At 54.3% G+C, this 21,753-nt stretch carries 18 protein-coding genes; 8 read left to right on the top strand and 10 right to left on the bottom strand.

The features are described from left to right. Window positions 1–5 precede the first annotated feature (5 nt). Window positions 6–938: a p-hydroxybenzoic acid efflux pump subunit AaeA gene (gene aaeA, locus J4614_RS21150; protein WP_023213997.1), complete on the bottom strand. Its 933-nt coding sequence runs from the start codon at window positions 936–938 to the stop codon at window positions 6–8. Window positions 939–945: 7 nt separating this feature from the next. Beyond that, window positions 946–1,149 (bottom strand): p-hydroxybenzoic acid efflux pump operon protein AaeX, encoded by a 204-nt coding sequence (gene aaeX, locus J4614_RS21155; protein WP_000051840.1) that lies wholly within the window; start codon window positions 1,147–1,149, stop codon window positions 946–948. A 181-nt stretch (window positions 1,150–1,330) separates the two neighbouring features. Here aaeX and aaeR point away from each other — a divergent pair, with 181 nt between their 5' ends. Beyond that, window positions 1,331–2,260: an HTH-type transcriptional activator AaeR gene (gene aaeR / locus J4614_RS21160; RefSeq protein WP_000440300.1), complete on the top strand. Its 930-nt coding sequence runs from the start codon at window positions 1,331–1,333 to the stop codon at window positions 2,258–2,260. A gap of 121 nt (window positions 2,261–2,381) precedes the next feature. Here the strand turns inward: aaeR and tldD are convergent, their stop codons facing one another. From tldD to csrD, 8 genes are all read right to left on the bottom strand, one after another. Further along, complete coding sequence (tldD, locus tag J4614_RS21165; RefSeq protein ID WP_000055936.1) at window positions 2,382–3,827, bottom strand: metalloprotease TldD; 1,446 nt, start codon at window positions 3,825–3,827, stop codon at window positions 2,382–2,384. A gap of 144 nt (window positions 3,828–3,971) precedes the next feature. Beyond that, the gene (yhdP, locus tag J4614_RS21170; RefSeq protein WP_094888754.1) at window positions 3,972–7,772 is read right to left on the bottom strand and encodes an AsmA2 domain-containing protein YhdP; all 3,801 of its coding nucleotides are present in this window, start codon (window positions 7,770–7,772) and stop codon (window positions 3,972–3,974) included. A gap of 106 nt (window positions 7,773–7,878) precedes the next feature. Continuing rightward, window positions 7,879–9,348, bottom strand: a complete 1,470-nt coding sequence (rng, locus tag J4614_RS21175) for a ribonuclease G (protein ID WP_000123188.1) — start codon at window positions 9,346–9,348, stop codon at window positions 7,879–7,881. After that, window positions 9,338–9,931 (bottom strand): nucleoside triphosphate pyrophosphatase, encoded by a 594-nt coding sequence (locus tag J4614_RS21180; protein ID WP_000210306.1) that lies wholly within the window; start codon window positions 9,929–9,931, stop codon window positions 9,338–9,340. Before J4614_RS21180 ends, rng begins: the two co-directional genes overlap by 11 nt. Window positions 9,932–9,939: 8 nt before the next feature. After that, window positions 9,940–10,428, bottom strand: coding sequence for a rod shape-determining protein MreD (gene mreD, locus J4614_RS21185; protein ID WP_000179403.1), 489 nt, complete (start codon window positions 10,426–10,428; stop codon window positions 9,940–9,942). Window positions 10,429–10,430: 2 nt separating this feature from the next. Further along, the gene (gene mreC, locus J4614_RS21190) at window positions 10,431–11,483 is read right to left on the bottom strand and encodes a rod shape-determining protein MreC (RefSeq protein ID WP_000802538.1); all 1,053 of its coding nucleotides are present in this window, start codon (window positions 11,481–11,483) and stop codon (window positions 10,431–10,433) included. 64 nt (window positions 11,484–11,547) lie between these two features. Beyond that, complete coding sequence (gene mreB, locus J4614_RS21195; protein ID WP_000913396.1) at window positions 11,548–12,591, bottom strand: rod shape-determining protein MreB; 1,044 nt, start codon at window positions 12,589–12,591, stop codon at window positions 11,548–11,550. Window positions 12,592–12,898: 307 nt separating this feature from the next. Next, window positions 12,899–14,839, bottom strand: a complete 1,941-nt coding sequence (csrD, locus tag J4614_RS21200) for an RNase E specificity factor CsrD (protein ID WP_023233437.1) — start codon at window positions 14,837–14,839, stop codon at window positions 12,899–12,901. A gap of 203 nt (window positions 14,840–15,042) precedes the next feature. On the opposite strand from csrD, the gene J4614_RS21205 reads away from it, so the two are divergent. The 7 genes from J4614_RS21205 (at window position 15,043) to panF (ending at window position 21,749) form a co-directional block, all read left to right on the top strand. Further along, window positions 15,043–16,017 carry an MDR family oxidoreductase gene (locus J4614_RS21205; RefSeq protein ID WP_001148240.1) on the top strand — a complete coding sequence of 325 codons (975 nt, stop codon included), beginning with the start codon at window positions 15,043–15,045 and terminating at the stop codon, window positions 16,015–16,017. A gap of 112 nt (window positions 16,018–16,129) precedes the next feature. After that, window positions 16,130–17,134 carry a protein-methionine-sulfoxide reductase catalytic subunit MsrP gene (gene msrP / locus J4614_RS21210; RefSeq protein WP_000723876.1) on the top strand — a complete coding sequence of 335 codons (1,005 nt, stop codon included), beginning with the start codon at window positions 16,130–16,132 and terminating at the stop codon, window positions 17,132–17,134. Further along, a complete protein-coding gene (msrQ, locus tag J4614_RS21215; protein WP_001240053.1) occupies window positions 17,135–17,734 on the top strand; it encodes a protein-methionine-sulfoxide reductase heme-binding subunit MsrQ in 600 nt (199 codons plus the stop codon). A 392-nt stretch (window positions 17,735–18,126) separates the two neighbouring features. Beyond that, window positions 18,127–18,597 (top strand): acetyl-CoA carboxylase biotin carboxyl carrier protein, encoded by a 471-nt coding sequence (gene accB / locus J4614_RS21220; protein ID WP_000354628.1) that lies wholly within the window; start codon window positions 18,127–18,129, stop codon window positions 18,595–18,597. Window positions 18,598–18,607: 10 nt separating this feature from the next. Beyond that, window positions 18,608–19,957: an acetyl-CoA carboxylase biotin carboxylase subunit gene (accC, locus tag J4614_RS21225; RefSeq protein WP_000884627.1), complete on the top strand. Its 1,350-nt coding sequence runs from the start codon at window positions 18,608–18,610 to the stop codon at window positions 19,955–19,957. Window positions 19,958–20,065: 108 nt separating this feature from the next. Continuing rightward, the gene (locus J4614_RS21230) at window positions 20,066–20,308 is read left to right on the top strand and encodes a YhdT family protein (RefSeq protein WP_000340018.1); all 243 of its coding nucleotides are present in this window, start codon (window positions 20,066–20,068) and stop codon (window positions 20,306–20,308) included. Beyond that, window positions 20,298–21,749, top strand: coding sequence for a sodium/pantothenate symporter (gene panF / locus J4614_RS21235; RefSeq protein ID WP_001175748.1), 1,452 nt, complete (start codon window positions 20,298–20,300; stop codon window positions 21,747–21,749). The genes J4614_RS21230 and panF overlap by 11 nt, the downstream gene beginning before the upstream one ends. Window positions 21,750–21,753 lie beyond the last annotated feature (4 nt).

The following is a 21,753-nucleotide window of genomic DNA, read 5'->3' on the forward strand; positions in this document are numbered from 1 at the left end:
GACGATTAACCGAATTCGCGCAGCCGGTGCGCCATTTTACGGAAGAAGGAGTCCTGGCTTGCGTCACGATCCTGCTTACCGGTGATCACGACGGTTGCCGTCGTACCGGCAGGCCACAAATTTCCCTGCTGCTCGTCAAGCCGGATGCGCACCGGAACACGCTGGGCCAGACGCACCCATTCGAGGTTAGAGTCTATCGTCGCCATCCCTTTCGCATCGCTGGTACTGCTGGCATTCGTTACCCCTGCCGCCACGCTATCGACGGTACCTTTTAATACCCGGTTGCTGCCAAGCGGCGTGATTTCGGCACGATATCCCGGACGCACGCCTTCCAGCTTGGTCTCTTCCATATAGGCCTGCACGTAAAAAGAGTTCTTTTTCACCAGGGCGACGGCTGTGGAACCGCGGGTAATAAATTCACCGGCATAAACATTGAGGTTAGTCACCCAGCCGTCGGCAGGCGCGCGAATGACGGTGCGTTCCAGATCGAGTTTAGCCAGATCGCGCGTCGCCTGGGCTTTAGCCAGTTGATGCAGTACAGTCTGCAAGACATTGTTCGCCTGATCGATCTCTTCCCGGGACATCGCCTGTACGCCGAGGCGATTACGGCGACTGGCTTCCTGGCGTTTTTCCTGCGCCAGGACCTGATAATAGGCTACATCAGCTTCCGCTTCCGCCAGCGCTTTTTGATAGCGTGGCTGATCGATGGTAAACAGGACCTGATCCTTTTTCACCAGTTGGTTATCATGCACGTTTACATGGGTAATCAGGCCCGCGACATCCGGGGCAATAGCGACGACATCGGCGCTAAAACGCGCGTCGCGCGTCCAGGGAGATTCGGTGTAATACACCCAGGCGCGGAAAATGGCGATAAAGGCCAGAATAACCAGTACGAGGGTAATGGCCGTACGGGAGAGTTTTCTTGTTAGTGTTTTCACTTCAACCTCAAACGAACAGGCGCGATATTAAATAAAACAGACAACAATACAGCGCGGTATTGAACAAAGCCGGATGCCAGACAAAATCATAGATACCCGTCGGCACAAGCATCCGACGCACCAGCCAAAAAATAGCCAGTGACAAAAGCAATTCGAAAAATATCGGTGGGAAGGAAAGACCAAACACCACGATAACGGGAAACAGACTCATGTTGACCTTGATTTCTGAGAGAGAGCAGGCGATAGATTGTTAAGCTACATCGCCGCAGAGAAGGGCAAGAGACGCCAGGCGAGAGCGACATAGCTCTTATTCGAATAATAGTATATTAACGTAATTGTTATGCTGTTATCTATATTATGTGATCTAAATCACTTTTAAGCCAGAGTGAATAATGGAACGATTAAAACGAATGTCGGTATTCGCCAAAGTTGTCGAGTTTGGCTCTTTTACCGCCGCAGCCAGACAGCTGCAAATGAGCGTATCGTCCATCAGCCAGACTGTGGCGAAACTGGAAGATGAGCTTCAGGTTAAATTGCTCAACCGCAGCACACGCAGCATTGGGCTCACCGAGGCTGGAAAAATCTATTATCAGGGCTGTCGTCGTATGCTGCATGAAGTGCAGGATGTTCATGAGCAGCTTTACGCTTTTAATAACACGCCTATCGGTACATTGCGTATCGGCTGTTCTTCAACCATGGCGCAAAATGTGCTGGCCGGGCTTACCGCAAAATTATTAAAAGAGTATCCCGGTCTGGCGGTCAATCTGGTGACAGGAATTCCGGCTCCGGATTTAATTGCCGACGGGCTGGACGTGGTGATCCGCGTGGGCGCGCTGCAAGACTCCAGCCTGTTTTCCCGTCGACTTGGCGCGATGCCGATGGTTGTGTGCGCCGCCAAGCCCTACCTCGCTCAGTACGGCGTCCCGGAAAAACCCGCCGATCTCAGTAGCCATTCCTGGCTGGAATATAGCGTGCGCCCGGATAATGAGTTTGAACTTATCGCGCCGGAAGGAATTTCTACCCGACTGATTCCACAGGGGCGGTTCGTCACTAACGATCCGATGACGCTGGTACGCTGGCTGACCGCCGGAACCGGAATCGCCTATGTGCCGCTGATGTGGGTGATCGATGAGATCAATCGTGGCGATCTGGAGATCCTGCTGCCTCGCTATCAGTCCGATCCCCGTCCGGTGTACGCGCTGTACACCGAAAAGGATAAGCTGCCGCTTAAAGTGCAGGTAGTGATTAACGCGTTAACTGACTATTTTGTCGATGTCGCACACCTGTTTCAGGGGATGCACGGGCGAGGGAAAGAAAAATAAAAACACCGGGTAATTGCTGAAGACGATTGTAGCCAGATGCCACCCGACGCAGACATTGCCTGATGGCGCTGCGCTTATCAGGCCTGGGCGGCACACACCACAGGCCTGATAAGGCGGACAGTTATGCGGTGCCGCCAACCGTCAGGTTATCGACTTTCAGCGTCGGCTGGCCTACGCCTACCGGCAGACTTTGACCCTCTTTACCGCAAACCCCCACCCCGTTATCCAGCTTAAGGTCGTTGCCGACCATGGAGATCTGTTGCATCGTTTCAATGCCTGATCCAATCAACGTCGCGCCCTTCACCGGCGTCGTGACTTTGCCGTTTTCAATCAGATACGCTTCCGAGGTAGAGAACACAAACTTGCCGGAGGTGATATCCACCTGACCACCGCCAAAGTTAGGCGCATAGATGCCGTATTCAACGGATTCGATAATTTCCTGCGGCGTTGACTGCCCCGCCAACATATAGGTATTCGTCATACGCGGCATTGGCAGATGCGCGTAAGATTCGCGACGCCCGTTACCGGTCGGCGCAGCGCCCATCAGGCGCGCGTTCAGCTTGTCCTGCATGTATCCTTTCAGCACGCCATTTTCAATCAATACGTTGTACTGGCCTGGCGTACCTTCATCATCGATAGCAACGGAGCCACGACGGTTCATCATTGTGCCGTCATCCACTACGGTGCAAAGCGCGGAGGCAACCTGCTCGCCGATCTGACCGCTAAACACAGACGTCCCACGACGGTTGAAATCACCTTCCAGCCCGTGCCCGACCGCTTCGTGCAGCAATACGCCCGGCCACCCGGCGCCCAGAACCACCGGTAACGTCCCCGCTGGCGCAGCGACCGCGGAGAGATTAACCAGCGCCATGCGTACCGCTTCTTTCGCCCACGCGTCGGCGCGAACCTCGCCGTCGAGATCGGCAAGAAAATACTCATAACCAAAGCGACCGCCGCCGCCGCTGGCGCCGCGCTCGCGTTTACCGTCTTCTTCCACCTGCACGCTAACGGACAACCGCACCAGTGGACGGACATCCGCCGCCAGCGTCCCGTCGGTCGCCGCCACGAGGATTAATTCATATACGCCGGTCAGGCTGGCGTTAACTTCCTGCACGCGTTTATCGGCTTCTCGCGCCGCTTTATCAACGCGTCTGAGGATATCCAGCTTCTCTTCGCGGCTCATACTTTGCAGCGGATCAAGGGTGGTGTAGAGCGGCTGATGCGCTACGGCGGCGAGCGTTTTTACCTTGCCTTCGCCGTTCTCGCGTACAATGGTTCGCGCTGCCTGCGCACTCTGCTCCAGCGCCAGGAGGCTTATCTGGTCAGCATAAGCAAAACCAGTTTTTTCGCCGCTAATGGCGCGAACGCCAACGCCCTGGTCGATATTATATGAACCATCTTTAATGATGCGGTCTTCTAAAACCCAGGATTCGTGATAGCTCGACTGAAAATAGAGGTCGCCATAATCAAGGCGGCGTTCGGCCAGTTGGCCCAAAATAGCGAACAGATCCTGATGGTTCAGGCCATTCGCTGCTAGCAATTGTTCACTTACCAGGTTCAGACTCATCGTTTTTGCTACTCGTTGATTTCTGCCGGATGGCGGTTCACGCCTTATCCGGACTACGTTGTTAGATTGTACAAACCGGATAAACGCAGCGCCGTCCGGCATGACTATTTACTGAGAGTGGGGCAATTCCTCGCCCCCGTCAAATCATTGCTGGCTTTCTTTTCTCGGTTGGCGCAGAACTTCGTTGATCTGCGGCGCATCGACCGGACCGGTAATGCGATAACGCAGAATGGAGACCTTGCTCCATAGCGGCCCCAACACTTTACTGGCGGCAAATACCGCCGCGCCGACAATCGGGTTAACGGCAAACGCGGCAGCGACGCCCACGGTGGCGGAAATTTCCGGCGCGACAACGGCCTCCATATCAAGACGACGACGCACCAGATCAACAGAACCTTTCATTGCAATATCCGCTTCCAGCCCATCCACCAGCGTATCGTCAGTATGCAGGACGCCATCTTTAATCCACGCGGTACTATGAATAGAGTCGAAATAGAAGCCCTCGCTAAAGGTATCTCTGAAGTCAAACCGCAGCTTACGCAGCAACGCATCAAAACTGAGCAGCCGCAGTAACTGTCCGGCATGACCGCTACTGAGATCAGTAAACTCACCTTTACCCAGACGCGTGCGTAAAATCCCGTTGAGCGTGGCTTCCTCAGGTTGCCAGGGCGGGTTTCGCCAGTGCAGATCGTAATCTACGTTAAAAGATGCGTTCTGGATTGGCGTCGAGATGCCGAAGAACCCGGCAGCCGTGTCGAGGTTACTACCATGCAGACTACCTTTCAGCGAGGTTCGTTCATTACCCGGCGCATTCACCCACTCGCCGTTCGCTTTCAAACGGGCGAATCCGGTATCGATCAGGCCATTCGCCAGAGTCAGCGTATTGCCTTTGATGGCGAAATCGCCATCAATACGCCCATATTTTTGCCCCCACAGCCAGCACTCTTCGCAGCGAAGCTGTAAGTCCGGCCAGCCGCGGAAGCTAATCGTGTTCGCCGAAGCCAACGGCGATGTCGGCGTGGGTGACGAGGCGTGCGTTTTTGAGACGCCAGGGTTGTAGTACAGGTACTTAATGTTCGCCAGCCACGGCGCATGGTTGCGCATGAGCAGCGTGGCGTTCACCTCACGGCCCTGCGCTTCAATTTTTGTTCCGTTCAGCGAGGGGGCTGAAACGACGCTCAAATTGTTCCACTGCTGGCCGCCCAGCGATAGCGCGGGAGTACGCAACGTGATGCGTTGAGGAAACTCGGCCGAACTGCTCACGTTATCCGCCGCGCCTTTCTGGAATAACGCCAGCCACTGGGCGCCATCCAGCGCCGGCAGATTGAGCTCAACGCCTTGTTGAGCAGGTAATGGCGGAATCGTCCGGCTGTCCGTCGTCCAGATAGCCCGATCCAACGTCAGCTTCTGATTTAATAACCAGCGGCTGTTAAAGTGATTTTTACTCCCTGCGCTCCCCGTTAGCGCAAAACTTTTCAGGTTGCCGTCAGCCTGAATGTTCACCGGAATGGCTTCGCCTGCGGGTTTATTTAGCGGAGAAGGTAAGTGACTGCTCACATTTCTCAGATCGCCGTTCAGCTCGATGTGATAAGTGGTGTCAGCGTGATACGGAAGATCGATGCCGACTTTACCATTCCACGTCACGCTGCCGCTCAGGGCGTCATTCAGTTGCGGCGGTAAGACGCCCATACGCGTTGGCTGCCAGTTACCGTTCAGGTTGACGGCGACCTGATAGGCTTTTGCCCCTTCCGTCGTACTGAAATCCAGGTTAAGCGGCTGATTAAACCAGTTTGCCGTCAGCGGCCCGCTTTTTAGCGCGCCATTCACAAAGCTGAATTTACCGTTCAGATTTTTGAGCGTGCTGTTTAGCGGCTTAATAAACAGACTGTTATTACGCAACGAGACATCGCCCTCGGCGGTAACCTGTTCGCCATCCAGCGGAATATCAAGATGTAAGCGAGCATTCACATCGCCATCTAATTGGAGCTCCGCCAGCGTCGAGCCAAGCGAGTCTTTTAGCGGCGTCTCGTCAAAATAAGGCCCAACGGCTTTTCCCGGCCCGTTAATATCGGCATCAATGAGCAGTTTCTCTTTGGAATAATCCGGAATCGCCGCCGCGAGTTTGCTGGCCTTCACTCCGCCCAAATCGACGCTATCCGAACGCATCCACAGGCCGTCGTTCAGGAAATCCAGTTCAATGTTGAGATTTTTTAGCGCCGGCCAGTCGGGTTGAAAAGCAAACGTCGCATTGCGCAGCGGCACCAGCACTTCAAACTGACCTTCGTTATGCTTATAGGGAAAGAGGTGCGGGTTACCACCGTAAACCAACGTGGCGTTATCCGCCTCGCCGCCCTGAATCGCGCCGCTAAGGTAATCGACCAGCGCTTTGCCCATCAGGTTTTCCGGAAAATAGCGCCACGCCTGAGATCCATCGTCGGTACTGATGCCGGCCAGAATGCCCAGCCACGGTTCGTCGCCCGTCGGTTGCAGATAGCGGAACCCGCCGCGCGCATGTACCGCCTTTGCTTTGACGTCAATGTCGCGGCCATCAAGCTGAAAGCCGTTCTCATTCTTCAACCAGCTAAGCGTCGCGACGCCGTTTTCAATTTCCAGCGGCGCGCGAAAAACGGTTTCATAGGGCATTTTAGCCTGCTGCATCGCAACCTTCATCTGCCCGTCTTCTACGCTTCCCGCCAGCGTACCGGAAAAATGTTCCGCGCCGGGCAACAGCTTCCACTGTTTCCAGGCAAGATTTTCCCACGATGCCTGAAAACGCGTTTTTTCGGTCGCCTGTAGCGGAATATCCAGCGCCAGTGTGGCGATCTTTCCGCTCGGCTGCGTAGCCTGCCATATTTCGCCCAGCACAGGCGACAGTTTAGCCGCCAGCGGACGTAATGCTTCCAGCCCCGCCAGTTCAAGGTTACTGGCGCGAATGCGTAGCTCATCGCTACGTGTGTGATTCTCGCCGCCGACGTCCTGCTGCGGGAGCCAGGCCACGGTTAAGGCTCCGCTCGGCCAGGATTTACCATCAAGCGTAATCCGTGTGTCCGGAATATAAAACTGCCAGCCCGGCTGCTCACGGCTAATCTGCGCCGTCAGGTTATCGACAGACAGCGTGTGCGTCGTGTTATCGCCCAGCCAGCTTGCGCCGCCCTGTTTCAGCCAGACGTCTCCTCCGGCGATTTCGCCTTTACTGAGCGTCATCCAGCCTTCCAGACTGAAACGCGCCGTCTGGAGCGCCACATTATCCTGCATCCATTTGCCCAGCCACGGCTTGACGTCAATATCGTCGGCCTGTAACCAGACTCTGCCGTTATTCAGCAAACCGTCGTCATCGCGTAAATCCATCCGCACCTGCATCACGCCGTGCTGCCCGGTCAGGCTGGAGAGGCTGACCTCGCCTTCGGCGCGGTGTCGCTCTTTGCCGTTTAGCCAGGTAAGCTGTGGGATCGCCAGCTCCGCGCGTTGTCCGGAAAGCGTCAGAAAACTGATTTGGCTATCGCGCAGATCGAAATGATCGAACTGCCGCAGGAAAAGATCGCTTAAACGGCTGGTTTCGATGCCTTCGCCGTCGCTGCTTTGAAGAGGCGTGTTGGTGCGGAAATTGAGTTGCCAGAAGGTCAGGTCGCGAAACTGCCAGCGCATATGCAACAGGCTTTGCCAGACGTCCAGCGCCAGCGTAACGCGTTTTATCGACAGTTCGCCGCCATCTTTCAGGGCGGCATGAATATTATGCGCTTCCAGCGTAGGGCCAAAATTTTGCCAGCTTGCGGAGAGTTGGCTGGCGGCCACCGGCACGCCGGTCACAGACTCAATCTTATTCAGGATAGCTGGACGCCAGGCGTCAAGATGAGGCAACGCCAGGCGCAGCCCGCTAACCAGCAGCGCTGCAATGACGATGAGCGCGGCTCCAGTGAGCAATAAAATCCCCGGCAATCGCCTCACGCGTCTCTCCTTGTCTGCCAAAAAATACGACTCACACCCTTGCTTTGCCGGACGGCGGCGTGAACGCCTTATCCGGCCTGCAAATGCTCGTACGGGTCGCGGTCTTTTACATCATTACGACGTCAAACTGCTCCTGGTTATAAAGCGGTTCGACCTGAACTTTAACCTGTTTGCCGACAAAGATTTCGACTTCCGCCAGCGCGTGTGATTCTTCGCCTTTCAGCGCTTCCGCCACCGCAGGAGAAGCATAAACCAGGAAGCGATCGGAGTCATAAGCGTGATGAACACGTACAATTTCACGCATGATCTCATAGCAGACGGTTTCCACCGTTTTTACCGTCCCGCGGCCATGACAGGTTGGACACTCGTTACAAAGCACATGTTCCACGCTTTCACGAGTCCGTTTACGGGTCATTTCCACCAGCCCCAGCGGCGAAAAACCGTTAATACTGGTTTTTACGCGATCCTTACTTAACGCCTGTTCCAGCGAATGCAGCACCCGACGGCGATGATCTTCATTATTCATGTCGATAAAATCGATAATGATAATGCCGCCCAGATTACGCAGGCGTAGCTGGCGGGCAATGGCCTGAGTCGCTTCAATATTGGTATTAAAAATGGTGTCGTCGAGATTACGGTGTCCGACAAACGCGCCGGTATTGATATCTACCGTCGTCATCGCTTCGGTTTGGTCGATAATCAGATAACCGCCGGACTTGAGTTCAACCTTACGCTCCAGCGCGCGCTGGATTTCATTTTCCACGTCATAAAGATCGAAGATCGGCTGATGGCCACTGTAATGCTCCAGCTTACTGGTCATTTCCGGGATGTATTCTGCGGTAAACTCCAGCAGCGACTCATAGGTCAGACGTGAGTCGACGCGAATTCGGTCCAACTGCGCATCGGCGAAATCGCGCAGCACGCGCTGCGCCAGCGCCAGTTCGCCATACATCTGGTAGCGCGTTTGCGGACGCTTTTTGCGCTCCATGACTTTCGTCCAGACGCGCTTGAGATAGGCGGCGTCAGACGCGAGATCCTCTTCACACACGCCTTCCGCCGCAGTACGGATAATAAACCCGCCCTGTTCGTCGCAGTATTCCGCCACCACCTTTTTCAGGCGCTCGCGTTCACTTTCGCTTTCGATACGCTGGGAAACGCCAACGTGTGACGCCCCGGGCATAAAAACAAGGTAACGGGAGGGCAACGTGATGTCCGTGGTCAAACGCGCGCCTTTCGTGCCGAGCGGATCTTTCACTACCTGCACCATCAGATCCTGTCCCTGACGCACCAGTTCGGAGATATCGCGCACCGTAAACTGTTTTTGCTCGTCGCCCGCCACGCATTCGGTATGCGGCATAATGTCGGAAGCATGAAGAAATGCGGCTTTATCCAGCCCAATATCTACAAAAGCCGCCTGCATACCTGGAAGTACACGACTTACACGACCTTTGTAGATATTGCCTACGATTCCGCGTCGCGCTTCGCGCTCAATATGGATTTCCTGAAGAATACCGCCATCAATGTACGCCACGCGCGTTTCCGATGGCGTTACGTTTACCAACAATTCAGCCGTCATGTTTATCCCTTTTATCACGCAGTGCGTTAAAATGACTCAACAACTCATACGTTTCAACCAGCGGTAAGCCGACCACGGCGTGATAGCTGCCATTTATCTTCCTGACAAAACAGCCACCCCGCCCCTGAATACCGTATGCACCTGCTTTATCTAAAGGCTCGCCGCTGGCGACATAGCCAGTAATATCCTGCGCAGAAAGCGTGCGGAAAGTCACCTCCGTTACCACCAGACAATCCAGCGTCTGCTGCGAGTCCGCAAGCGCAACAGCAGTCATCACCTGATGCGTATTTCCGGAAAGCAAACGCAGCATTTCTGCGGCATGAGCGGCGTCGCGCGGCTTTTCCAGCACCTCGCCATTTAACACGACTATCGTATCCGCGCCCAAAACCGGCAGATCACGGGGAACCAGCGCCACGCCAGCCTGCGCCTTTTCGCGCGCCAGCCGAACAACATACTGCTGCGCGCTTTCCTGAGCACGCCGTTGCTCTTCAATACCAGGCACGACCTGCTCGAATGAAAATCCAAGTTGAGTCAATAATTCCTGGCGACGCGGGGAACCGGAAGCAAGATACAGAGTTGTCATATCGACCTTTATTGCACAGCAAACTGCTGGCGTACTTTACGCATCAGCAAAAAGAGCCAGGGCCACAGCACGCCATTGACTACACTACTCCAGAACACTTCCGGTCTGAAAGAGACGTTGATCACTAAAAACTCGGCCCAGAAAACAATAATGTCCACGGCCAGTGAAAGCAACATTACCACCAGCGCCTGCTGCCAGAGCGCCAGGTTACGGAAGAGCTGGAATTTCAGAGCGACCAGATAGGCGACAATACTCATCGACAGAGCGCGCACGCCAAGTGTGGAACCGCTGATGAGATCAAGTATGGCACCCATCACAAATCCCGTCCCCACATTTACGCGGTGCGGCAGGGCCAGAATCCAGTACAGTAAGATGAGCAAAACCCAGTTTGGCCGGAAAACAATGATGTCGTCCGGCCAGGGCATGATTTGCAGCAACAGCGCAATAAGAAACGAGAGCCAGATAACCCAGCGCCCCTGGCTACGATAGCTCGCCACCATTACCCTCCCGGCGCACGCGCAGGCGGCGTGGTCGCGCCCGAAGGCGATGGTTGCGTTGATACCGGCGCCGTCTGGCCCGCAGATGGCTGAGTAATCCCCGTCGCCGGGTCCGGCACTGGCGCCGGCGGCCCCATCGCATCCGGAGAAGGCAACACCTGCGGCATCATCTGCATCAGGCGCTCATTGGCGACGCGGTGAACCTCTTCCGGCGTCATCGGATTGGCGCCGTTACGATCGGCTCCCCACAACAGCAGCAGATAGCGTAAACGCTGCAAACCCGCGGTTGGACGTGCCTGAATGACGGTATAGGCGCGCTGAGTGTCCAGCTTGACGGAGGAGACCACCGCCACCGGATACCCTTCCGGGAAACGTCCACCAAGTCCGGACGTTACCAGCACATCGCCGACGCGAATATCGGTATTGGCGGGCAGATGTTCAAGCTGAAGATCGTCAGTACAGCCGTTACCGGCGGCAATCACGCGGATGTCATTGCGCAGTACCTGAATCGGCAGCGCATGAGTCGCATCGCAAATCAGCAGTACGCGGCTGGTCAGTTTCGCCACGGCGACAACCTGCCCTACGACACCTTTGTCGCTAATGACCGGTTGACCTTCATATACGCCATTAACGCTGCCTTTATCGATAACGACCTGATCGCTGTAAGGATCGTTAACCGTTGAAATAACCTGCGTCACCATTTTCTGCTCGTCCTGACGCAGCGGCGACCCCAGCAGCTCGCGCAACCGCGCGTTCTCCTGTTTGTACTGCCCCAGCATCAGCAGATCGCTGTTTTTTAGCAGTAATTCCTGGCGCAGCGCCCGGTTTTCCAGCTCAAGCTGGTCGCGAGAAGCCAGCGTTTGTGACACGCTGTCGAGCAGTTCACGAGGGCCGTTTGAAATAAAATAGAAAGGACTGACGGCAGTGTCCATGTACGTTCGGATTTGACTGAACGTCCCCAGGCGGCTGTCGGCAATGATAACGCCGAGCGCCACCAGCACCGCCAGAATAAGGCGAATCTGTAGCGACGGGCCACGGCTAAAAATTGGCTTCATAGGCTATGCGTATTCTCGCGTCGGAGAGGCAGGACAATCCAGGGATAATCCTGCCCGTATCCAACTACTCTTCGCTGAACAGGTCGCCGCCGTGCATATCGATCATTTCCAGCGCCTTGCCGCCGCCGCGCGCCACACAGGTCAGCGGATCTTCAGCAACCACGACAGGAATGCCCGTCTCTTCCATTAACAGACGGTCAAGGTTACGCAGCAGCGCGCCGCCGCCGGTGAGCACCATACCGCGCTCGGAGATGTCTGACGCCAGCTCCGGCGGACACTGTTCCAGCGCTACCATTACCGCGCTGACGATACCGGTCAACGGTTCCTGCAACGCTTCCAGAATCTCGTTTGAGTTCAGGGTAAAGCCGCGTGGAACGCCTTCCGCCAGGTTACGGCCACGCACTTCGATCTCACGGACTTCGTCGCCCGGATAAGCGGAACCGATTTCGTGTTTAATACGTTCTGCGGTAGCTTCACCGATCAGAGAACCGTAGTTACGACGAACGTAATTAATGATGGCTTCGTCGAAGCGGTCACCACCAATACGGACAGAAGAAGAGTAAACCACGCCGTTCAGGGAGATCACGGCAACTTCAGTGGTACCACCACCGATATCCACAACCATTGAACCGGTTGCTTCAGAAACTGGCAGACCTGCGCCGATCGCGGCCGCCATCGGCTCTTCGATCAAAAAGACTTCACGGGCGCCTGCGCCCTGAGCGGATTCACGAATCGCGCGGCGTTCTACCTGCGTCGCGCCGACCGGCACGCATACCAGTACGCGCGGGCTTGGGCGCATAAAGCTGTTGCTATGCACTTGTTTAATAAAGTGCTGGAGCATTTTTTCGGTCACAAAGAAGTCAGCGATAACGCCATCTTTCATCGGACGGATCGCAGCGATATTGCCCGGCGTACGGCCCAGCATCTGCTTCGCATCATGACCGACTGCAGCCACGCTTTTCGGCGAACCGGCACGATCCTGACGAATGGCCACAACGGAAGGCTCATTCAATACGATGCCTTGTCCTTTTACATAAATGAGGGTATTCGCGGTACCCAGGTCAATGGACAGGTCATTGGAAAACATGCCACGAAATTTTTTCAACATACTAAGGGATAATCCTGAAAGCTGGGGCGGAAAACAAAATCCGCTTACTTTACCAACCACACGCAGCAGCGACAAGGCGCAAAAATCATCTGCTACGGTGAAAATTAGTGCAGTTCGTTTCCTTTGTTACAAATCTCGGCCTGAGTCCCTCAGGGCTGAAAAAATCAGCAGCAATCCTCGCCTTCGTTTGCAACCTGTCAAAGGTCATTCACCTGCATATTTGCTGCAACAATCTGGCGAGCAGACAAGCACACCCCCATGAGGCGCAGCGCGCGTTATTCTACGTGAAAACAAATTAAACGGCAGGTTAAACCGAGTATCTTTGCGAATATTTTTTCACGTTTGTGTCAAGTAGTTGGGAGGAGGCAAAAAAATCACCCTGCCCGCCAGCCACGCCGCGTTTTGTCAGCGTCTGCCACTCGCCGCGCGAACGGACGCCCGTCGCGTAAACCTGCGTAGGCGTACCCGCGCAGGCCTCTACCAGACTTTGAACCAGAAGCTGGTTTTCCGTTCGCTTCTCAATGTTTCTGACCAGACTCGGATGCAGCTTGAGTAATTCCACATTGAGCGCTTTAATCCAGCTCGTGCTAACCAGCGTCAAACCCGCCTGTGTCACCGCCACCCGAACGCCAAGCGCATTGACTAAGCGAAGGATGGGTTGTAACCGGCTGATGTGTTGACAAACATCTGCCTCCGCAAGTTCAATAATTATGCGATTTCGCTGTGATTTTTCACACTGCATTAACGTATCGCGCAACCAGCGCTGAAAACGCGGACGAATCAGCGACTCAACCGTCAACTGCATTGCCAGATTTTCATCCGGCCAGTAGCCCAGCAACGTAATCAGGCGGCTAATTTGTAATCTGTCATACTCTTCCGATAAACCAAATTGCAACACCATCGGCATATACTCCGCCGAGCTCACCTCTTCTTTACCGTCATAGATGCGACACATCAATTCCCGATGATGTACGCGACCTTCTCGCGTGACCGCCGGTTTTTGATAAAGTCGCGGTCCGCCCCGGTTCAGCATCTGCTCAATCAATGTGCGCCAGCGCACATTGCCGCGCCCTTTTTCCGGCAGAGTGTCGTCGTAGATAGCCCAGCTATTTCCCCCCTGCAGGGCGGCATTCCGCGCCGCGGCTTCAGCATGTTCCATCACCTGCTCGGTGGACTGTCCGCTGCGCCAGGCGCAAATGCCAATATGTACCATATCGTCACGATCGAGCATTTTGTTAGCCGGTAGCGCATCGACAGCTTTTAAAAGTTGTCCGGCAATACTTTCCGCTTCTTTTAGCGTTCGATGCGGTAGCAGCACGGCAAAGTCGCTGCGGTGATAACGCGCCAGCAGCGAGCCTGGGTAACGCATAATAAATGTCGATAGCAGATTGATAAGCATAAACATCTGCTCTTCCGCCTGATTGCCTCCCAGGCTGTCGCGCAGAAGATTGAAGTCTGGCAAGCGGATCATCATCACCACGCCATGCACTCCCACTTTTTCCTGATCTTCCAGCAGCGTCGCCAGCTGGTTATCAAAGAACAGACGGTTACCGAGTCCGGTTTTGGTGTCCTGCGCGGCGTAGGAGCGAATGAGGGTGTCCAGGCGGCTACGCTGTTCGTGAGCAAACTGAATTTCGGAAAGCAATACATCAAGCGCGCTACTGGTGCGCGCTGGCCATTCGTAAACAGAACCCCGGACATTCTCCCCGCGTTCGCCGTTCAGAATGCGCGTTGAGCGAATTTCCAGAAGCTCTTGCCCGGAAAGCTGCCGCTGCAGCCAGCGCACCGATAAAAACAAAATCAGAACGATAAAACCGATCGCCAGCGTCAGCGGCGCCGTGGTGATCAGTGAGTGAAAATAGTTACCCATCGGGTCCTGATAAACCAGACGTAGCGACATTCCTGGATGTTTTATCAGCGGTACGACCAGCTCGCGATACATGTCGCTGGTGCCGGCTGGCCGATAACCTCTGGCACGAGAATGGCTGTAGACGCTGCGCTCCCCCTGCAACAGATCGACACGCACAATATCGGAAGCGATCATGAGTTCGTCGATTTGCGGCGTCAGCGAGACAATATCATGGGTCACCAGGTGCGTATCAATGGCTGTCGCCGTCGCCTGCACACGGCTGACATACTTATACTGTACGGCGTTATAAAAGCTTAGCGAGCAACCTATCAGAGTCACGAAGATCGTTAACCCCGTGAGCAGCGTGATAAAAGCTGAGAATTTCGTCGTTAATCGCATCCTTGAGTTAACTCCGACGGTTATAAACAGTATGAAAAAGCGAATCTGAAGGCGGAATTCGCCACGGCGCGCAATGAAGCAGGCATACTACCAAAATGGATCTATCTGGCAATTTATTGCGTTGCATCGGCATCCCGTTTTAATTAGCGAGTATAGTCTTCGTAGCTATTTTTCCAATCTACCATGTAAAGTGAGGACAGGTTATGCAGGCGTTGATCTTAGAACAGCAGGACGGTAAAACCCTCGCATCCGTGCAACATCTCGAAGAGAGTCAACTGCCGGCAGGTGATGTGACGGTGGATGTCCACTGGTCCAGCCTGAATTATAAAGATGCTCTGGCTATCACCGGAAAAGGGAAAATTATCCGTCATTTTCCGATGATTCCTGGTATTGATTTCGCCGGCACCGTTCACGCAAGCGAAGATCCTCGCTTTCATGCAGGCCAGGAAGTACTACTGACTGGCTGGGGCGTGGGCGAAAACCACTGGGGCGGCCTGGCCGAACGCGCACGCGTTAAAGGCGACTGGCTGGTCGCGCTGCCTGCGGGACTGAGCAGCCGTAACGCCATGATCATCGGCACCGCCGGTTTTACCGCCATGCTGTGCGTCATGGCGCTTGAAGATGCAGGTATTCGCCCGCAAGACGGTGAGATTGTCGTCACCGGCGCCAGCGGCGGCGTGGGCAGCACTGCCGTTGCATTACTGCATAAGCTGGGCTATCAGGTTGCAGCAGTATCAGGACGTGAAAGCACCCACGGCTATCTTAAGAGCCTGGGAGCTAACCGTATTCTCAGCCGCGATGAGTTTGCTGAATCTCGCCCGTTGGAAAAACAGCTGTGGGCCGGTGCAATTGATACCGTTGGCGATAAAGTACTGGCGAAAGTGCTGGCACAGATGAACTATGGCGGTTGCGTGGCCGCCTGCGGCCTGGCGGGCGGCTTCGCGCTGCCGACCACCGTTATGCCATTCATTCTGCGTAATGTGCGTTTGCAAGGGGTGGACTCGGTGATGACCCCACCGGCACGTCGCGCAGAAGCCTGGGCGCGTTTGGTTAAGGATCTGCCGGAATCGTTCTATGCTCAGGCCGCCACAGAGATTACGCTGGCGGATGCGCCGAAGTTCGCCGATGCCATCATCAATAATCAGGTTCAGGGCCGTACGCTGGTGAAGATAAAATAACGTCACGTATAAAAAAATTTACACTTAATTAACTATTTATTTTTACACATTGACACACTCCCTGTCATATTCACTACACGCCATGTTGTGGTGAGTAGACCGGGAGTCTGTGATGAAAAAGATACGTCCATTAACAGAAGCCGATGTGACTGCGGAATCGGCTTTTTTTATGCAGCGCCGACAGGTGCTAAAAGCATTAGGCATCAGCGCGGCCGCCTTATCCTTACCCTCAACGGCGCAGGCCGATCTCTTCAGTTGGTTTAAAGGCAACGATCGTCCGAAAGCGCCTGCCGGTAAACCGCTTGAGTTTAGTCAGCCTGCCGCCTGGCGAAGCGATTTAGCGTTAACGCCGGAAGATAAGGTGACGGGCTACAACAATTTCTATGAGTTTGGCCTCGATAAAGCCGACCCGGCGGCCAATGCCGGGAGTCTGAAAACCGAACCGTGGACGTTGAAAATCAGCGGGGAAGTCGCGAAGCCATTTACGCTGGATTACGACGATTTAACACATCGTTTTCCATTAGAAGAGCGTATCTATCGAATGCGCTGCGTCGAAGCGTGGTCCATGGTCGTGCCGTGGATTGGTTTCCCTTTATATAAGCTACTCGCGCAGGCACAGCCCACCAGCCACGCTAAATATGTGGCATTCGAAACGCTATACGCGCCGGATGATATGCCAGGACAGAAAGATCGCTTTATTGGCGGCGGACTGAAATACCCTTATGTCGAAGGGCTACGTCTGGACGAAGCTATGCATCCGCTGACTCTGATGACCGTTGGCGTCTATGGTAAGGCGTTACCCCCGCAAAACGGCGCGCCCATTCGACTCATCGTTCCATGGAAGTATGGTTTTAAAGGTATTAAATCTATCGTCAGCATTAAACTCACCCGCGAACGTCCGCCAACCACCTGGAATTTGTCGGCTCCCAACGAATATGGTTTTTACGCCAATGTGAACCCGCATGTGGATCATCCACGCTGGTCTCAGGCTACCGAACGCTTTATTGGTTCAGGCGGTATCCTTGATGTGCAAAGGCAGCCGACGCTACTGTTTAACGGCTACGCCAATGAAGTCGCTTCGCTGTATCGCGGTCTCAATTTGCGGGAGAATTTTTAAGTGCGTCTGACAGCAAAACAGATAACCTGGCTAAAAGTTTGTCTGCATCTTGCCGGTTTTTTGCCGCTTCTGTGGCTCTTTTGGGCGATAAATCACGGTGGACTCAGCGCAGACCCGGTAAAGGATATCCAACACTTTACCGGCAGAACCGCGCTCAAATTTTTGCTCGCCACCTTGCTGGTTTCACCGCTGGCGCGCTACGCTAAACAGCCATTATTGATACGCACACGCCGCCTGTTGGGGTTATGGTGTTTCGTTTGGGCTACGCTGCATTTAACCAGCTATGCCTTACTGGAACTGGGGATACATAACCTGGCGCTGTTAGGAAGCGAGTTGATTTCACGCCCTTATTTGACGCTTGGGATCATTAGCTGGCTGGTGTTATTGGCGCTGACGTTGACCTCAACGCAATTTGCGCAGCGTAAATTGGGCAAACGCTGGCAAACACTGCATAACGTCGTCTATCTTGTCGCGATCCTGGCTCCCATACATTACCTGTGGTCGGTAAAGATTTTATCACCGCAACCGGTCATCTACGCGGCATTAGCGTTAGCCCTTTTAGCGTTGCGTTACCGGAAGTTTCGCCAGTGGTGGCGCTAGTTTGGTGAACTGTGCGGTCGATTGCAAAACGCAAAACAGGTAATGTCCTTTTTATGTTTCGGGTTGATTATCTTCCCTGATAAGACCAGTATTTAGCTGCCAATTGCGACGAAATAGTTATAATGTGCGACTTTACATTGCCCAACGGCGATTTTCGTTCGCAGAAAGGGTGACAATCGAGCAATGAAGGTATATTTTGTTTTTTGCCCGAAAATGGCAGAAGATAGCCACACAATGACTGGCAAATCATGAATTTCACCTTCGGGTGCTACGGCATAACAGGCAAATCAAAGATGCGCGGTATTTTACCCGCGGCAGTCATTCACATGCTTTACAGACGGCGCTAAAACGCCTGTCACAATCACACTAAACAAAGAGTACGGAACCCACTCATGGATATTCGTAAGATTAAAAAACTGATCGAGCTGGTTGAAGAATCAGGTATCTCCGAACTGGAAATTTCTGAAGGCGAAGAATCTGTTCGCATCAGCCGCACAACGGCAAACGCCGGTTTTCCGGTGATGCAGCAGGCTTATGCGGCGCCGATGATGCAGCAACCCGCTCTGTCTAACGCTGTCGCGCCAACGGCTACTCCAGCAATGGAAGCGCCTGCCGCAGCGGAAATCAGTGGTCACATCGTACGCTCCCCAATGGTTGGTACTTTCTACCGCACCCCAAGCCCGGACGCGAAAGCGTTCATCGAAGTGGGCCAGAAAGTGAACGTGGGCGATACCCTGTGCATCGTTGAAGCCATGAAAATGATGAACCAGATCGAAGCAGACAAAGCAGGTACTGTGAAAGCGATTCTGGTCGAAAGTGGTCAACCGGTAGAATTTGACGAGCCACTGGTCGTCATCGAGTAACGAGGCGAACATGTTGGATAAAATTGTCATCGCCAACCGCGGCGAGATCGCATTACGTATTCTTCGAGCCTGTAAAGAACTCGGCATCAAGACCGTCGCTGTGCACTCAAGCGCGGATCGCGATTTAAAACACGTATTGCTGGCGGATGAGACGGTCTGTATTGGCCCGGCACCGTCCGTAAAAAGTTATCTGAACATCCCGGCTATCATTAGCGCCGCTGAAATCACCGGCGCGGTGGCAATCCACCCGGGTTACGGCTTCCTTTCTGAGAACGCCAATTTTGCCGAGCAGGTTGAACGCTCCGGCTTTATCTTTATCGGCCCGAAAGCGGACACCATCCGCCTGATGGGCGATAAAGTGTCCGCGATTACCGCGATGAAAAAAGCGGGCGTGCCGACCGTACCAGGATCTGACGGCCCGCTGGGCGACGATATGAATGCGAACCGCGCTCATGCCAAACGTATTGGCTATCCGGTGATCATCAAAGCGTCCGGCGGCGGCGGCGGCCGCGGTATGCGCGTGGTTCGTAGCGATGCTGAACTGGCGCAGTCCATCTCCATGACCAAAGCGGAAGCGAAAGCGGCTTTCAGCAACGACATGGTATACATGGAAAAATACCTGGAAAATCCACGCCACATCGAAATTCAGGTGCTGGCGGACGGCCAGGGCAACGCTATCTATCTGGCGGAACGCGACTGTTCCATGCAGCGTCGCCACCAGAAAGTGGTTGAAGAAGCCCCGGCGCCAGGCATTACGCCGGAACTGCGTCGCTATATCGGCGAACGCTGCGCGAAAGCGTGCGTAGACATCGGCTATCGCGGCGCAGGGACGTTCGAATTCCTGTTCGAAAACGGCGAGTTCTATTTCATCGAAATGAACACCCGTATTCAGGTTGAACACCCGGTGACTGAAATGATTACCGGCGTCGATTTGATCAAAGAGCAGTTGCGCATCGCGGCGGGTCAGCCGCTGTCGATCACACAGGACGAAGTTGTCGTTCGAGGCCATGCGGTAGAATGCCGTATCAATGCCGAAGATCCGAACACTTTCCTGCCAAGCCCTGGCAAAATCACGCGCTTCCATGCGCCTGGCGGCTTTGGCGTTCGCTGGGAATCTCATATCTACGCGGGCTACACGGTGCCGCCGTACTATGATTCCATGATCGGCAAACTCATCTGCTACGGTGAAAACCGCGACGTGGCGATTGCCCGTATGAAAAATGCCCTGCAGGAACTGATTATCGATGGTATCAAAACCAATATCGATCTGCAGACCCGCATCATGAATGACGAGCACTTCCAGCACGGTGGAACCAACATCCACTATCTGGAGAAAAAACTCGGTCTTCAGGAAAAGTAATCGCACGTTAATCTCAAAAGGCCGGTGAATCCGGCCTTTTTTATTTCTGGGGATAGCGATGCCCCATCATGTACAATTCCCGCTTTCTTCACCCATAAGGGACAAAAAATGGACGCTCGTTTTGTTCAGGCCCATAAAGAGGCGCGCTGGGCGCTGTGGCTGACCCTTTGCTATCTGGCGGCATGGTTAGTGGCTGCTTACTTACCTGGAGACTCGCCGGGAATTACCGGTCTGCCGCACTGGTTCGAGATGGCCTGCTTATTGACGCCGCTGGTCTTTATTTTGCTGTGCTGGGCGATGGTGAAATTCATTTATCGCGATATTTCGCTGGAGGATGACGATGCAGCTTGAGGTCATTCTACCGCTGGTAGCCTATCTGGTCGTGGTCTTCGGGGTCTCGATTTACGCTATGCGCAAGCGTACCGCTGGCACCTTTTTAAACGAATATTTTCTTGGCAGCCGTTCGATGGGCGGGATCGTGCTCGCGATGACGCTTACCGCCACCTATATTAGCGCCAGTTCCTTTATCGGCGGTCCCGGCGCGGCTTATAAATACGGTCTGGGCTGGGTCTTGCTGGCGATGATCCAGCTTCCCGCCGTCTGGCTTTCACTGGGTATTCTGGGTAAAAAATTCGCTATCCTGGCGCGTCGCTATAATGCCGTCACGCTTAACGATATGCTATTCGCTCGTTACCAAAGCCGCCTGCTGGTGTGGTTGGCAAGCCTGAGTTTATTGGTCGCGTTTATTGGCGCAATGACCGTACAATTTATCGGCGGCGCGCGACTGCTGGAAACCGCGGCGGGAATTCCCTACGAAACCGGCCTGCTAATATTTGGCGTCAGTATCGCACTCTATACGGCGTTTGGCGGCTTTCGCGCCAGCGTACTTAACGATACGCTACAGGGCCTGGTGATGCTGGTCGGCACGATAGTGCTGCTGGTGGGCGTGGTCCATGCGGCGGGCGGTCTAAGTCAGGCCGTTGACACGCTGCACGCTCTCGACCCCAAACTGGTAACGCCGCAGGGTGCCGATGACATACTTTCTCCCGCCTTTATGACCTCTTTTTGGGTACTGGTCTGTTTTGGCGTGATTGGCCTGCCGCATACGGCGGTGCGCTGCATCTCCTATAAAGACAGTAAAGCGGTACACCGGGGCATTATTATCGGTACGATTGTCGTGGCGATTTTAATGTTCGGGATGCACCTTGCCGGCGCGCTGGGTCGCGCGGTGCTTCCGGATCTGACGGTGCCGGATCTGGTGATCCCAACGCTAATGGTGAAAGTTTTGCCGCCGTTTGCCGCCGGGATCTTCCTCGCTGCGCCAATGGCGGCGATCATGTCAACAATTAACGCCCAACTGCTGCAAAGTTCCGCGACGATCATTAAAGATCTCTATCTCAATCTACGCCCCGATCAGATGCAAAATGAGATCCGGCTGAAGCGTATGTCGGCAGCGATTACTTTACTGCTAGGCGCGCTGTTGCTGCTGGCCGCATGGAAACCGCCAGAGATGATCATTTGGCTCAACCTGCTGGCGTTTGGCGGCCTGGAAGCGGTGTTCTTATGGCCGCTGGTACTGGGCCTTTACTGGGAGCGGGCAAACGCGGCAGGCGCGCTAAGCGCCATGATCGTGGGCGGCGTGCTATATGCCCTACTTGCCACATTTAATATTCAGTACCTGGGCTTTCATCCGATTGTGCCCGCGTTACTGTTAAGTTTATTGGCTTTTCTGATCGGAAACCGATTCGGCTCTTCCGCTTCGCAAGCCACCGTATTGTCTACTGATAAATAAAGAG

The sequence above is a fragment of the Salmonella sp. 32031103-2018-00083-FB-01-SM-01 genome, assembly GCF_017571995.1.
In the GTDB taxonomy this organism is placed as follows: domain Bacteria; phylum Pseudomonadota; class Gammaproteobacteria; order Enterobacterales; family Enterobacteriaceae; genus Salmonella; species Salmonella enterica.

What these genes read in the sequence shown, in the direction of transcription:
- tldD (WP_000055936.1), bottom strand. Translation starts at nt 3,827, where the DNA reads ATGAGTCTGAACCTGGTAAGTGAACAATTGCTAGCAGCGAATGGCCTG.
- msrP (WP_000723876.1), top strand. Translation starts at nt 16,130, where the DNA reads ATGAAAAAGATACGTCCATTAACAGAAGCCGATGTGACTGCGGAATCG.
- accC (WP_000884627.1), top strand. Translation starts at nt 18,608, where the DNA reads ATGTTGGATAAAATTGTCATCGCCAACCGCGGCGAGATCGCATTACGT.
- rng (WP_000123188.1), bottom strand. Translation starts at nt 9,348, where the DNA reads ATGACGGCTGAATTGTTGGTAAACGTAACGCCATCGGAAACGCGCGTG.
- aaeX (WP_000051840.1), bottom strand. Translation starts at nt 1,149, where the DNA reads ATGAGTCTGTTTCCCGTTATCGTGGTGTTTGGTCTTTCCTTCCCACCG.
- accB (WP_000354628.1), top strand. Translation starts at nt 18,127, where the DNA reads ATGGATATTCGTAAGATTAAAAAACTGATCGAGCTGGTTGAAGAATCA.
- aaeR (WP_000440300.1), top strand. Translation starts at nt 1,331, where the DNA reads ATGGAACGATTAAAACGAATGTCGGTATTCGCCAAAGTTGTCGAGTTT.
- csrD (WP_023233437.1), bottom strand. Translation starts at nt 14,839, where the DNA reads ATGCGATTAACGACGAAATTCTCAGCTTTTATCACGCTGCTCACGGGG.
- mreC (WP_000802538.1), bottom strand. Translation starts at nt 11,483, where the DNA reads ATGAAGCCAATTTTTAGCCGTGGCCCGTCGCTACAGATTCGCCTTATT.
- J4614_RS21180 (WP_000210306.1), bottom strand. Translation starts at nt 9,931, where the DNA reads ATGACAACTCTGTATCTTGCTTCCGGTTCCCCGCGTCGCCAGGAATTA.
- J4614_RS21230 (WP_000340018.1), top strand. Translation starts at nt 20,066, where the DNA reads ATGGACGCTCGTTTTGTTCAGGCCCATAAAGAGGCGCGCTGGGCGCTG.
- mreB (WP_000913396.1), bottom strand. Translation starts at nt 12,591, where the DNA reads ATGTTGAAAAAATTTCGTGGCATGTTTTCCAATGACCTGTCCATTGAC.
- panF (WP_001175748.1), top strand. Translation starts at nt 20,298, where the DNA reads ATGCAGCTTGAGGTCATTCTACCGCTGGTAGCCTATCTGGTCGTGGTC.
- J4614_RS21205 (WP_001148240.1), top strand. Translation starts at nt 15,043, where the DNA reads ATGCAGGCGTTGATCTTAGAACAGCAGGACGGTAAAACCCTCGCATCC.